The sequence below is a fragment of the Streptomyces sp. NPDC058877 genome, assembly GCF_042742855.1.
Lineage (GTDB): Bacteria > Actinomycetota > Actinomycetes > Streptomycetales > Streptomycetaceae > Streptomyces.
The window spans coordinates 1-13,369 of sequence record NZ_JBHYMF010000041.1 but is presented as its reverse complement, the minus strand read 5'-3'; the positions used below and the strand labels follow the sequence as shown (position 1 = coordinate 13,369).

Genomic DNA, 13,369 nt, shown 5'->3' with positions numbered 1-13,369 from the left:
GGGTCCCCGTGCCCGGACAGGTGCGGAACGCACGGGCCTCGGGGTGCGTCAGGAGCGTCGGCCGCGGAGTCCGTCGAGTTCGCGGCGCTCGCGCTTGGTGGGGCGGCCGGCGCCGCGGTCGCGCACGGCGGCCACCGCCACGTGCTCGCGCGGCGGCGGGGGCGGGCTGTTGTCCACGTAGGCCTCGACGGCGACCGGCGGACCGACCCGCTTGGTGTGGAGTTCCTTGACCTCGACGATCCGCTCGCGACCGGCGTGGAAGATCCGGACCTCATCACCCGGCTTCACGGCCTGCGCGGGCTTGACCCGCTCGCCGTTCACTTTGACGTGTCCGGCCCGGCACGCCGCCGCCGCCTGCGAGCGGGTCTTGGTCAGGCGGACCGCCCAGATCCAACTGTCGACGCGCGCGCTCATCGGCCCCGCTCCCCGTCAGCCCTGCTGGAACAGTTCGGCGGGCAGCGGCTTCAGCAGTGCGTACAGGTCATCGGTGATCGGTCGGTCCCAACTGGCGATCGTCACCAGGACGTTGTCGCTGCGGTCGAACTGGACGCAGGAGATCCTGCTCTCGGAGAGCTTCAGCCGGCGCACGATGAGGAGGTTGTCGCCCTGCATGACGGGGACGTCCTCGGTGTCGAGGACCTCGACCGGCTCGTCGTTCTCCAGAGCCGCGAGGAGCTGCGCCACCTCGAACGGGATCTGACCGTCGGCGAGCTCACGGGCGGGGGAGCCCTCCGGGAGGTTGCCAATGATCATCGCGGGTCCACGACCGCCGAACAGGTCGTACCGGAGGAAGACGCCCTGGCAGGAACCGTCGGGTGCGGGCAGCAGACCGGCGCCGAGATTGCCGGGCCAGTCCCCCGGGTCCATGGCCAGGACGTCGAAGTCCGGGCCCGCGGGTGTGGCGGCGCTACGGCGGCGGAGGAAGGACATAGGGCCATGGTACGTGCCCCGACGCACGGCGCGACGCGCCGGGCGCCCACCTCCGCTCAACCCCGCTCGACGGCCCCCTTCGCCTTCGCCAGGGCCCGGTCGAGGCCCGTGCGATCGGTGCCGAGCTTGCGGTAGACCGACGACAGGGCCCGCCCGACGGTGGTCGCATCGATACCGAGCACGGCGACCGCGTCCCGATCACGGACGGTGAGCTCGGCGACGACGCGCTCACGGGTGGTGAGCGCGTCCGTGTCGGCCGGGTGCAGCGTACGGGGACGCAGCCCGGCCGCGGCCAGTTCGGCCCGCGCCTCGTCGACGAGACCGTCGGCGCCGCAGTCCTGTGCCGCCTCCAGTCCCCGGTAGAGGTGCTCGGCGGCCTCTCCCGAGCGTTCGGTGCGGCGCAGGGCGGCGCCCAGGGCGACGAGGGAGCGGGCGAGCTCGTAGGCGGCGGGCGACTGGTCGAGCCAGTCCACGGACTCCTCCAGGAGCTTCACGCGCGCCGGGGGCTCGGACACCTCCGCGGCCACCCGGAGCGCCTGCCCGATCATGGACGGCGCACCGTACTGACGGGCGCGGGCGACCGCGCCCTCTGCCGTGCGACGGGCCTGGAAGGGAGTGGCGGCCTCGGCGAGGGCGAGGTGGAGCTGCCAGGGGCACCAGGCCGGATTGCGCATGCCGCGCGGGTCGAGGCGGCGACCGACGGAGGCCAGCTCCGCGGCGGCCTCCTCGGGGCGTCCCCGGGCCAGGAGCAGCTCGGCGTGGACGGTCTGGGAGTCGGGGAAGGTGACGGCCGCGGGGAAGGGTTCGCCGAAGTCGTGGCCGTGGGCGATACGGGCGGCCTCCTCGGGGCGTCCGCGGGCGAGGAGGACCTCGATGAGGACCCCCACCGCGTACCACTGTGCGGGGGTGCGGGGGCCGACGCGCTCGGCGAGGCGCAGCCCGGAACGGACGAAGTCCTCCGCCTCGACCAGCCGACCGCGCCGGTAACGGATGTAGCCGAGGAGGGTGTAGGCGAAGGAGAGGTGGGCGCCGCGCCAGCCCTGGTGCTCGAACTCGGCCGTGCCGACGGCGAAGAGTTCCTCTGCTCGACCGGGACGGTCGGCATAGAGGAAGGTGAGGGCGACGAGGACCGGCACCTCGAAGCCCCGCCCTTCGTCGGCCCAGCTCAGCCCTCCTTCGAGGGCGCGCTCGGCGTGGCGGAGGGCCACTGCGGAGGGCTCGGCGCGAAGGGTGGCGTCCCAGGCGCGCAGCCCGATGACGTACCGCTCGGTGAGGTCGCGTCCGGTGAGCCGGTCGGCGAGGGCCGCGAGGCGGCGTGAGCGGGCGGGCGAATCGGGTTCGTCGGCGCGGAAGGCGTCCCACATGAACTTCTCCGCCTGCATCCGCAGGCGGCTGCGGGCATCGGTGGTCCGGCCCGCTTCACGGGCGAGGAGTTCGGACGCCTCCGCCAGGCGGTCGCTGTGGGCGAGGACCTGGGAGAGGCGGTAGACGATGCCGTGGCGGAGGGCCGGATCGGCAACGGGCTCCTCCAGGGCAGCGCGCAGGTGGTTGACGGTCGTGGCGGGTTCGGTGAGGAGGGAGGAACAACCCAGTTCGTAGAGGACTGCGGCCCGGTCGTCGGGGGCGGGGGGTTCGCGCAGGGCACGGGCCAGGAAGCGGCGGGCCGCATCGGGGGCTCCGGCGCGGAGGTTCTCCCCGGCGGCGGCGCGGAGCTGGTGGACGACCCAGGGGTCGCCCTCGGGGTGGGTCTCCAGGAGGTGCCGGGCGGCGGCGGTGGAACCGAGGCCGGCGTCCACGACGCACCAGGCGGCCTGGCCGTGCAGGGCGACACGGGTGGCGGCGGGGATGGACCGGTACACGGTGGTGGCGATGAGCGGATGGACGAATTCCAGCGGTCCGTCCGGCCCTTCGGCCTCGGCGAGGACCCTGGCCTCCCGCAGAAGCGCGGCGCCGTCGACGACCGCCTCGCTGCCGAGCCCGGCGACGGCCCCGGCCAGCTGCGGCGAGATCTCGGCGCCGAGGACCGCACAGGCCCAGGCCAGGCGCACGGTGGCGGCGCCCAGTCGTTCGAGGCGGGCGACAAGTCCGCTGCCTTTGAGGGCGGCGGCGAGGTCGTGCAGCTCTCCGGCGCTGCCGGCGGTGGGGGCGAGGCCGCGGGCACGCACCTTCGCGGCGAGCTCGACCGCTTCGAAGGGGCTTCCGGAGGTCGCGGCCCAGAAGTCGTGGCAGAACGCGTCGTCGGCGTGGGCGCCGACGTGGGCGCGGACGAGGTGGGCGACGGCGGAAGAGGTGAGCGGGTCCAGCCCGAGGGGTCGCCGACCGGACCGACGCCCTGTGAACTCCATTCCTTCCAGCGGGAGTTCGTCGGGCCGATAGGCGACGACGAACAGCATGGGCAGTTCCTCCGCGCGGGGGGCGAAGGCGGCGAGCCAACCGAGGGACTCGGGGTCGGCCCAGTGGAGGTCGTCGAGGACGACGACGAGCGGGTCGCGCCGCACGGCGAGGTGGGTGAGGACCCAGTCGAGGCCGTCGCGCAGCCCCTGCGGGTCAGGCGGCGCCCCCTCCCCGGCGACCCGGAGTCCCAGGGCGGGGCCGACGATGTCGTACCAGGACCCGAGGCGTTCGCGCAGCTCGGCGCCGGAGGCGTGGGCCAGCGGCGGCTGGAGCAGCTGTCGGGCGACGTGGAAGGCGACCCGCTGCTCCTGGTCGCCGCCGCGGGCGGAGAGCACGGTGCAGCCCCGTGCGGCGGCTCGACGGCGGACCTCGGCGAGCAGGGTGGTTTTGCCGAGCCCGCCGGGTGCGGCATAGGCGAGCACTCCGCCGCGCCGTGCGACGGGGGGACGGGAGCGGCGAGGGGCACCGTTCCCGACGGAGGGGCCGGGAGCTCCCGTGCCGTCGGAGGGGTCCGGGGCGACGGGGCTGCCGGCGCCGCGACCGCGGTCCGTCGGATGCGGACCGGGCCCCTGGGTGCGGGAGGGGTCGGGCACGGGTCGGGGACCCGGCACCCTGCCGGGGCGGCGCGCAGGATCGGTTTCCGGACGGGCAGGAGGTACGGGAGGGGAGGTGGGGCCCGACGTGCGGTCCCCGGCTGGTCGCCGGTTCGGCACCGCAACGAGGTGGGGACCGCGGGGAGTGCGGGGCGCGGGCACGGACCAGGGTGGCTCTTCGGCCGTGCCCATCAGGAGGTCAAGGGCTTCTTCGGCTGTGTCGAGTGCCGCTTCGCGTTCGAAGAGGCTGTCCCCCTGTCGGGTCGGCCGGTCGCCTTGACGTGCCACGTTGCACCCCCAGGTCGAGGGCGCACACCCGGCGCGCGATCAGGGGCACCGGGCGGTTGGCCCCGCGAAGGCCTCAGCGTACGCCCGTCGGCGCCGCTTGTGACCGTCATTCACCGAAGCCGGCCGTCCGCCGTGCGAGACGGTTCAGGACGGCCAACGCCTCCTCGGCCCGGTCGTGTTCGACAAAGAGGTGATCATGATGGAATCCGGCCACCACGTTGCAGCTCATGCCTGCAGCGGCGAGCTCGCTCGCGACGGCTGCGGTGAGTCCCACCGCGTCGAGCGCGGAGTGGACCCGGAGGGTGATCCTGCCCGCCACGTACGCGTAGGGCAGGGCGGCGGCGTCCGCCTCCTCCTGCCGTACGACGAGGGTGAGGCCCTCGTCTTCGACGACGGTGACGACGGGGGCGACCCCGGCCGGGGCGGGGCCGTCCACCGTGGTGAAGACGTAGCGGCCGGGGTCGAGTTCCGGGCGCATCCCGGCGAGGAGCCGGGTCAGGTCACGTTCCGCTGTCATGGGCCCAGCCTAGAGGTCCTCCCCGGAGGGCTCAGCCGGTGGGCGGGGCGTCGGCGACGAGCCACATGGCGAAGAACTGGGCGCCGCCGCCGTAGGCGTGGCCGAGCGCCCGACGGGCTCCGTCGACCTGGTGGGCGCCGGCGTCCCCGCGTACCTGGAGGGCCGCTTCGGCGAAGCGGATCATTCCCGAGGCCCCGATGGGGTTGGTGGACAGCACCCCGCCGGACGGGTTCACGGGCAGGTCGCCGTCGAGTTCGGTCACCCCGGCCTCGGTGAGCTTCCAGCCCTCGCCCTCTTCGGCGAACCCGAGGTTCTCCAACCACATCGGTTCGTACCAGGAGAACGGCACGTACATCTCGACGGCGTCGATCTCGCGCCGGGGATCGGTGATGCCGGCCTGCCGGTAGACGTCGGCCGCGCAGTCCCGGCCGGCCCGCGGGGAGACGAAGTCCTTGCCGGCGAAGAGGGTGGGCTCGCTGCGCATGGCACCGCCGTGCACCCAGGCCGGCGGTCGCGGCGCACGGGTGGCGCCGGCGCGATCGGTGAGGACCATGGCACAGGCGCCGTCCGAGGAGGGGCAGGTCTCGGAGTAGCGGATGGGGTCCCAGAGCATCGGGGACGCCTGGACCTTCTCCAGGGTGACGTCGTGCTCGTGGAGGTGGGCGTACGGGTTCTTGAGCGCGTTGCGCCGGTCCTTGTACGCGACGAGGGATCCGATGTTCCCGGGGGCGCCGGTGCGGCGCATGTAGGCCCGGACGTGCGGGGCGAAGAATCCTCCGGCGCCGGCGAGGAGCGGCTGTTGGAAGGGGACGGGGAGGGAGAGTCCCCACATCGCGTTGGACTCCGACTGCTTCTCGAAGGCGAGGGTGAGGACGGTCCGGTGGACGCGTGCGGAGACCAGGTTGGCGGCGACCAGCGCCGTGGAGCCGCCGACGGAGCCGGCGGTGTGCACGCGGAGCACGGGCTTGCCGACGGCCCCGAGCGCGTCGGCGAGGTAGAGCTCGGGCATCATGACGCCCTCGAAGAAGTCGGGGGCCTTGCCGATGACGACGGCGTCGATGTCCGCCCAGGTCAGGGCGGCGTCCTCCAGGGCGCGGAGCGCGGCCTCGCGGACGAGCCCGGCGATCGACACGTCCCTGCGGGCGGCGACGTGCTTGGTCTGGCCGATGCCGACGACGGCGACGGGCTCCTTAGGCACGGCGGTCTCCTTCCAGGACGGCGACCAGGTTCTGCTGGAGGCAGGGGCCCGAGGTCGCATGGGCGAGGGCGCGGTCGGATTCCCCGCGGTGGATGCGGGCTGCCGCTTCGCCGAGCCGGACGAGACCGGCGGCCATCACCGGGTTGGCCGCGAGCGCTCCGCCGGACGGGTTGATCGTCACGCCGTCGTCGAGGTCGAGGGCCCGTCTCAGGACGACCTCCTGGGAGGTGAAGGGAGCATGGAGTTCAGCGGTGTCGACGGGTCCTTCGAAGGCTCCGGCGCGTTCGGCGGCGAGGCGGGTGGAGGGCGAGTCGGTGAGGTCGCGGACGCCGAGGGAGTGGGCCTCGATCCGATGGTCCATGCCACGGATCCAGGCGGGGCGCCCGCACAGCTCGCGGGCCCGGTCGCCGGCGGCGAGGATCACGGCGGCGGCGCCGTCGCCGATGGGCGGGCAGTCGCCGGCGCGGAGGGGGCGGACCACGTATCCGCCCTGTGGGCGGGCGCCCCGTACCTGGGCGTGCGGGTTCGTCGTCGCGTCCGTGCGGCTGCGGGTGGCAATGGCGGCGAGGGCGGGTTCGTCGGTGACTCCCGCGTCGACGAGGGCCTGGGCCTGGAGGGCGGCGAGGGCAACGGAATCCGGCCAGAGGGGGGCGAGGTAGTACGGATCGAGTTGGCGGGTGAGGACGTCACGGACGGAGCCGGACGAGGACTTGCCGTAGGAGTAGACGAGGGCCGTGTCGGCCTCGCCGGTCAGCAGTTTCACCCATGCCTCGTACAGCGCCCAGGCGCCGTCCGTCTCCACGTGGGACTCGGAGATCGGGGGCCAGGCCCCGACGGCGTCGAGCGCCATGGTGAAGGAGAAGGCACGCCCGGCGAGGTAGTCGGAGGATCCTGAGCAGGTGAAGCCGATGTCGGAGGTCGTGAGGCCGGTCCGCCGCAGCACCTCGTGCAGGACGGGCATGATCAGCTCGGCTTCGGACAGTTCGTCGGTGTGCCGTCGGTGGTCGCTCTGGGCGAAGGCGACGATCGCCACCTCCCGGTCCGGCTGGTGCGGCGTCACAGCAGCTCCTTGTAGGCGTCGTAGTCGGCATCGGGCTCGCCGGTGGGCCGGTAGTGGTCGGGGTAGCGGCCGTCCTCGCTCCACACGGGTTCGACCCGGAGGCCCATCCGGACCTGCTCGTAGGGGATGCCGGCGATGCGTCCGTGGAGGGCGAGGCCGGCCCCGTCGAGGGCGATGTGGGCGTAGACGTAGGGCACTTCGATGTCGAGGTTCTTCGCCTTGATGTTGACGATGCAGAAGGTGGTGACGGTGCCGCGGGGTCCGACCTCGACCTGGTCGGTGGTGGCGATGCCACAGGTGGGGCAGGCGCCGCGGGGCGGCACGTACACCTTGGCGCAGGAGGGGCAGCGCTCGCCGACGGTGCGCCGTTCGGCGAGCGCGTGCAGATAGCGGCTCTGGGCGCGGCCGGGGCCGTAGGTGTAGTCCAGGCGCGCGGGGACGACGATGCCGGTCACCGGTTCGTCGAACCGGCCTTCGTGGGGGGCAGGTTCGACTTCCGGCGCGGCCCCGCTGCCGTACGGTTCGAAGCACGCGATGTCGGTGATGGCACCGGAGCGTTCCGCGGCCCAGCGGATCCGGACCCGCAGCCCGGTGCGGACGGCTTCGGGGCCGGGCGCGTCGAGGGCGTGCAGGAGGGCGGTGTCGGCGCCGTCGAGGCGGACCAGGACCCAGGCGAAGGGGGTCGCGAGTGGTTGCCCGGGGCGGGGGTCGGGGTTCCAGGCCCAGGTGGTGACGGTGCCGGTGGCGGCGACCTCGACGAGCTCGCGGAGTTCGGCCGCGGTGGCGGGGTCGTACTCGACGGGCGGCACGAGCACCCGCCCCTCCTCGGTCCGCACGCCCAGCACCGTGCGGTCGCGGAGTCCGGTGAGGAAGGCGGACTGGACGGGGCCGAGGGAGCGGGTGAAGGGGAACTCGACGACGAGGGGCGCACGGAGCGCCTCCGGCGGGGGTGCGGCAGCGTTCACGGGACGGTTCCTTCCTGGCGGGCGGGCGTGGGGGCGGCGGCGGTCCGCTGCGCGGGACTGCCCCCGTCCCTTCCACGGCCGGCCCCGTGTACCGGACGGGTCGGCGGGGCGAATCCCGCGGCACGGGGATTCGGGCGGCTCGCCGCCGTTCCCGGGGCTGGTTTCCGCACGGCCGGACGCGGAGGGGAGGGAGGGTGTGGGGAGGGCGTCATTCCCGGCGGTACACCGGCGCCCTCTTCTCCGCGAACGCCCTCGCCCCTTCCTTCGCGTCCGCCGTGTCGAAGACCGGCCAGCCCCTCTTCAGCTCGGCGGCGAGCCCGTCCGCCTCGGTCATCCCGGCCGTTTCGTACACGGACGCCTTGACGGCCTCGACGGCCAGCGGTCCGCAGGCGTTGATCCGGTCGGCGAGGTCGAGGGCCGCGTCCAGTGCGGTGCCATCGGGGACGACGCGGCCAACGAGGCCGATCCGGGCTGCCTCCTCGGCACCGTACGGGCGACCGGTGAGGAGCATTTCAAGGGCATGGGTGCGGGGGATCTGGCGGGGCAGGCGGACGGTGGAGCCGCCGATGGGGAAGAGGCCGCGCCGCACCTCGAAGAGGCCGAAGGTGGCGGAGGCCGCCGCGATCCGGATGTCGGTGCCCTGGAGGATCTCGGTGCCACCGGCGACGCAGTACCCCTCGACGGCGGCGATGACCGGCTTGCGGGGGCGGTGGTGGCGGAGCATGGCCTTCCAGTGCAGGTCGGGGTCCGCCTTCAAGCGGTCCCGGTACCGCTCGCCGTCCATGCCCTTGCCGGCGAGGGCCTTGAGGTCCATGCCCGCACAGAAGGACCCGCCCGCGCCGGTGAGGACGACGGAGCGGACCTCGTCATCGGCATCGGCTTCCAACCAGGCGTCGTGGAGGCCGACGAGCATCGGCAGCGAGAGCGCGTTCTTGGCCTCGGGCCGGTTCAGGGTGAGGACGAGCGTGGCGCCTTCGCGTCGGACATCGAGGTGTTCGGTACCGCCCATGGGGTCTCCCGTCTCCAGTTCTGGAACAGGTTGCAGGAGTGTGGGGGTCAGTTCAATAGTTTTCTGACAGACAGTCAGATTCTTCTGCACACCCCCTTCCCCTGGTGCCCCGTCGACGCTCTAATGACCGCCGAGTCCATGCGAACCAGCGCGAACCGGGGTCAGGAGGAACGGTGGAGTACAACCTTGCCGACCTGTTCGAATCCGTCGTCGACGTGGTCCCCGACCGCGAAGCGCTGGTGTACGTCGACCATCCGGGCACCGGAGCGGAACGCCGCCTGACCTACGCCGAGCTCGATGCCTCCGCCAACCGCATCGCGCACCACCTGACCGGCGCGGGCATCCGCCCCGGCGAGCACCTCGGACTCCACCTGTACAACGGCGTGGAATACCTACAGACCCTCCTCGCCTGCCTCAAGGCGCGGATCGTGCCGGTCAACGTGAACTACCGGTACGTGGAGGAAGAGCTCGTCTACCTCTACCGGGACGCCGACCTCGCCGCACTCGTCTTCGACGCCGAGTTCACCGACCGGGTCGCGGCGGCCGTGCCGCAGACGGAGAAGCTGCGACACCTCGTGCGGGTGGGGACCCCGCCCGACCACCGCCCGCCCCCCGGGGACGCGCCCGCACGGCAGGGCTCCGTCATCGAGGGTGCTCCGGCATTCGACTGCGTGCCGTTCACGGAGGCCGAGGCCGCCGGTTCGCCGGAGCGCGGTTTCGGCGCCCGATCCGGCGACGACCTCTTCATCATCTACACCGGCGGCACGACCGGCATGCCCAAGGGAGTCCTGTGGCGCCAGGAGGACCTGTTCTTCGCGGGCCTCTTCGGCGGTGACCCCTCGGGCGAGCCGGTGAAGCGCCCCGAGGAGCTGGCGGAGCGGGTCGCGGCGGGCGGTTCGGGCATCACCTTCTTCCCCGCACCGCCCCTCATGCACGGAACCTCCACGCTGACCGCGTTCATCGCCCTCAACTACGGGCAGCGGGTGGTCCTGCACCGCAAGTACGTGCCCGAAGAGGTGCTGCGCACCCTGGAGAAGGAGAGGGTCTCCAGCATCTCCCTGGTCGGCGACGCGATGCTGCGTCCGCTCGTGGACGCGCTGCGCGGGCCGCTCAGGGACACGGACCTGTCCGCGCTCTTCAGCCTCTCGTCCTCCGGGGCGATCATGTCCGAGACCGTGCGGGCCCAGCTCCAGGAGCTCATGCCGCACGTGTTGCTGCTCAACAACTTCGGCTCCACCGAATCCGGTTCCAACGGTCGCGCCACCGACGACGCGGGCCCCGCCAAGGGCTTCCGCCTGCACGTCAACGAACGCACCCAGGTCGTCGACCCGGTCGCCCTCTCCCCCGTCGCCGCGGGCGAAACCGGCCGCCTCGCCCAGCGCGGCCACGTCCCGCTCGGCTACTACAACGACCCCGTCAAGACCGCCGAGACCTTCTTCGAACGGGACGGCGTGCGCTGGGTCCTCCTCGGCGACATGGCGACCGTGGACGAAAGCGGAGTGGTCACGGTGCTCGGCCGGGGCTCCCAGTGCATCAACACCGGTGGCGAGAAGGTCTATCCCGAGGAGGTGGAGCAGGCCCTGAAGTCCCACCCCGACGTGTACGACGCCCTCGTCGCAGGGGTCCCCGACGCCCGCTGGGGCAACCACGTGGCCGCGGTCGTCCAACTCCGTCCGGACGCACCGCCACTGGACCTGGAGAACCTCCAGAACCACTGCCGGCAACAACTCGCGGGCTACAAGGTCCCCCGCCAACTGGTCCTCACCCAAAGCATCCAGCGCTCCCCCAGTGGCAAGGCGGACTACCGCTGGGCCCGTACGACGGCGATCGAGGCGGACGCCGAAGGACGTGCCTGACGGAACCGGACGGGCGGCGGGAACCCGACCCGGACGAAAAGCCACAGCTCCCGGACCACGGCTCCGCCGGTCGGCGGAGCCGGAGGATCGACCGGCCGACTAGACCCCGAACTCCCTGATCGCGGCGAGGAAGTCGGCCGGGCGGTCACGGTGGACCAGGTGCCCGGCTCCGACCGTCACGAGACGGGCGCGGGGAACGGCCTCGACGAGTCCTGTCAGCTGCTCCTGCGGAATGTGGCTGGTCGGACCGCCCGCGAGGACGAGCGTGGGCACCGTGATCGCGGAGAGCCCCGCACGCCAGGCCGGATCGGGGGCGTTCAACTGGGCGTCGGTCGTCGGGACGACCTCCCAATCGAAGGGGAGCGGGCCCTCGGGGCGCCGGAGCACCGGCCGGGGCGGATCGAGCGGGACGAAGGCGGGCGGCTCCTCCAGGACGAGACGGCCGATGAGACCCGGCTCGCGCTCGGCGAGGAGGTACGCGGCGGCGGCGCCCATCGAATGGGCGACGACGGAGGCACCGGTGAGGTCGAGGGCCTTGAGGAAGCCGCCGAGCTCGTCACGGAAGTCCTCGAAGCCGTAACGGCCGGGCCGGTCGCTGAGTCCGTGCCCCCGCAGGTCGATCGCGTACACCCGGTGGTCGGCGGCCAGGTCCGCGGTGATCCCCGCCCAGGACCCGCCGTCCTCGCCCCGACCGTGGACGAGGACGACGGGCGGGGCCTCCTCGGGTCCCGCGACTCGGTACGCGAGCCGCACCCCGTCCACGGACACCGTGCGGACGGCGGGGTCGAGGAAGGTCGCGAGCGCGCGGACGAAGGCGTTCGCGTCGTCCACCCAGGGGTGGTGTCCGGCGCCCCGCTGGACGACGAGCCGGGCGTCCGGGAGGAAGGCCGCCGCTTCGGCGGCCTTGGCGGGCGTCGGTCCGGCGTCGTACTCGCCCGCCATGACCAGGACCGGCGCGGTGAGCGCGGTGAGCGCGCGACGGGCCTCCTCCGGGTGGTAGGCGCCCTCGCCGTGGTAGCGGGAGGCGGCTTCCCAGTTCGTCTCCCGCACGGCAGCCGCCGCGTGCTCGCGGGCGGGGGCGTCCCAGCGGCCGTAGGCGAAGGGGGCGGCGATCTCGTGGACCCGCGGCAGCGGGGTGTCCGGGCCGATCGCGTCGAGTTCGGCCCGGGCCCGCGGGTACCAGGACCGGTCGGCGAAGACCTCGGCGGCCTCGTCCCACTCCTCGTCGGTGGTCTCGACGCCGAGGGCGCGCCCGGCGGAGGTGACGAGGACGAGGGAGCGGATCCGCTCGGGGTGGACCGCGGCGTACAGGAGGGCGAGGTTTCCGCCCGCCGAGTGGCCGAGGAGGTCGATCCGCTCCAGGCCGAGGTGGAGGCGCAGGGCTTCGACGTCGCCGACCTGGCGGTCACAGCGGTACGTCCCGGGATCGACGGGCACGGCGCTCGCCCCGGTGCCGCGGGCGTCGAGCAGGACGAGGGTGCGGTGGGCGTCGAGTCCTCCGAGGTTTCCGAGGTACGCGGCACCACGCATCGGCCCGCCCGCGTGGCAGAGCAGCGGTTCCCCCTCTCCTCGCAGCCGGTAGGAGAGTTCGGTTCCGTCATGGGTCGTGAACGTCGGCATGTTCCGGATCTTCACCGGGCCCTCGGGGCCTCCGCAAACGGTTTCGCCGAGAGCACGTCACCGGGGCGCGATACGGTGAGTGTTCCCCCGACGCAAAGGAACCGTTTCACCGTGCCCGACACCCGGGAATCCGCACTGCGCGGCGACTGCGCGAACTGCTTCGGCCTGTGCTGCGTGGCACTCCCCTTCGCCAGGTCCGCCGACTTCCCCGTGAGCAAGGCCTCGGGCGAACCCTGCCGCAACCTCCGGGAGGACTTCCGCTGCGGGATCCACGAGCGGCTGCGACCGAGCGGCTACCAGGGGTGCACGGTGTACGACTGCTTCGGTGCCGGCCAGCGGGTCTCCCAGGTCACCTTCGGCGGGGTGTCCTGGCGGGAGGCGCCGGAGACGGCCCGCCGGATGTACGAGGTGTTTCCGGTGGTGCGCCAGTTGCACGAATTGCTGCGCTACCTCACGGGGGCCCTGGCGTTGCGCACGGCCCGCCCGGTCCACCCCGAGCTGCGGGCCGCGCTCGCCCGGGTCGAAGGGCTGGCCGCGGGCACCCCGGCGGACCTGGAACGGCTTGACGTGGCTGCCGTTCGGACGCAGGTCAATCCGCTGCTCCTCAGGACGAGCGAACTGGTCCGGGCCACGGCCGGTGGCCGCCCGAAGAGCCGGCGCGGGGCGGACCTGATGGGGAAGCGGCTGCGCGGGGCGAAGCTGCGCGGCACGGACCTGCGCGGGGCGCTGCTGATCGCGGCGGACCTGACCGGGGCGGACCTTTCCCTCACCGACCTGATCGGTGCTGACCTGCGGGACGCCGACCTGTCGGGCGCGGACCTCACCGACGCTCTCTTCCTGACGCAGCCGCAGCTGAACTCGGCACGCGGGAACGCCGCTACCCGCCTTCCCGAGGGCTTTGACCGCCCGGCGCACTGGCCTGCCTGAGGCGTCCGACCC

The 13,369-nt window shown here is 73.1% G+C and carries 11 protein-coding genes; 2 read left to right on the top strand and 9 right to left on the bottom strand.

Translation table 11 applies throughout. The features are described from left to right. Positions 1-48 precede the first annotated feature (48 nt). From ACFW2Y_RS12705 to ACFW2Y_RS12670, 8 genes are all read right to left on the bottom strand, one after another. The gene (locus tag ACFW2Y_RS12705; protein WP_384877091.1) at positions 49-414 is read right to left on the bottom strand and encodes an RNA-binding S4 domain-containing protein; all 366 of its coding nucleotides are present in this window, start codon (positions 412-414) and stop codon (positions 49-51) included. 15 nt (positions 415-429) lie between these two features. Further along, positions 430-930: a hypothetical protein gene (locus tag ACFW2Y_RS12700; RefSeq protein ID WP_024757478.1), complete on the bottom strand. Its 501-nt coding sequence runs from the start codon at positions 928-930 to the stop codon at positions 430-432. A gap of 56 nt (positions 931-986) precedes the next feature. After that, positions 987-3,746: an ATP-binding protein gene (locus ACFW2Y_RS12695; protein ID WP_384877149.1), complete on the bottom strand. Its 2,760-nt coding sequence runs from the start codon at positions 3,744-3,746 to the stop codon at positions 987-989. Positions 3,747-4,311: 565 nt separating this feature from the next. Beyond that, positions 4,312-4,722: an ACT domain-containing protein gene (locus tag ACFW2Y_RS12690; protein WP_384877089.1), complete on the bottom strand. Its 411-nt coding sequence runs from the start codon at positions 4,720-4,722 to the stop codon at positions 4,312-4,314. A 31-nt stretch (positions 4,723-4,753) separates the two neighbouring features. Continuing rightward, a complete protein-coding gene (locus tag ACFW2Y_RS12685) occupies positions 4,754-5,920 on the bottom strand; it encodes a thiolase domain-containing protein (RefSeq protein ID WP_384877087.1) in 1,167 nt (388 codons plus the stop codon). Then, complete coding sequence (locus ACFW2Y_RS12680; protein ID WP_384877085.1) at positions 5,913-6,980, bottom strand: thiolase domain-containing protein; 1,068 nt, start codon at positions 6,978-6,980, stop codon at positions 5,913-5,915. The genes ACFW2Y_RS12685 and ACFW2Y_RS12680 overlap by 8 nt, the downstream gene beginning before the upstream one ends. Beyond that, on the bottom strand, positions 6,977-7,945 hold the full coding sequence (locus tag ACFW2Y_RS12675) for a Zn-ribbon domain-containing OB-fold protein (RefSeq protein WP_384877083.1): 969 nt from the start codon (positions 7,943-7,945) through the stop codon (positions 6,977-6,979). Before ACFW2Y_RS12675 ends, ACFW2Y_RS12680 begins: the two co-directional genes overlap by 4 nt. A gap of 208 nt (positions 7,946-8,153) precedes the next feature. Beyond that, positions 8,154-8,954: a crotonase/enoyl-CoA hydratase family protein gene (locus tag ACFW2Y_RS12670; protein WP_384877081.1), complete on the bottom strand. Its 801-nt coding sequence runs from the start codon at positions 8,952-8,954 to the stop codon at positions 8,154-8,156. Positions 8,955-9,127: 173 nt separating this feature from the next. Between ACFW2Y_RS12670 and ACFW2Y_RS12665 the strand changes: the two genes are divergently transcribed. Further along, positions 9,128-10,810 carry an acyl-CoA synthetase gene (locus ACFW2Y_RS12665; RefSeq protein WP_384877079.1) on the top strand — a complete coding sequence of 561 codons (1,683 nt, stop codon included), beginning with the start codon at positions 9,128-9,130 and terminating at the stop codon, positions 10,808-10,810. 99 nt (positions 10,811-10,909) lie between these two features. Here the strand turns inward: ACFW2Y_RS12665 and ACFW2Y_RS12660 are convergent, their stop codons facing one another. After that, on the bottom strand, positions 10,910-12,430 hold the full coding sequence (locus ACFW2Y_RS12660) for an alpha/beta fold hydrolase (RefSeq protein WP_384877077.1): 1,521 nt from the start codon (positions 12,428-12,430) through the stop codon (positions 10,910-10,912). A gap of 111 nt (positions 12,431-12,541) precedes the next feature. Between ACFW2Y_RS12660 and ACFW2Y_RS12655 the strand changes: the two genes are divergently transcribed. Further along, a complete protein-coding gene (locus ACFW2Y_RS12655) occupies positions 12,542-13,357 on the top strand; it encodes a pentapeptide repeat-containing protein (RefSeq protein ID WP_384877075.1) in 816 nt (271 codons plus the stop codon). Positions 13,358-13,369 lie beyond the last annotated feature (12 nt).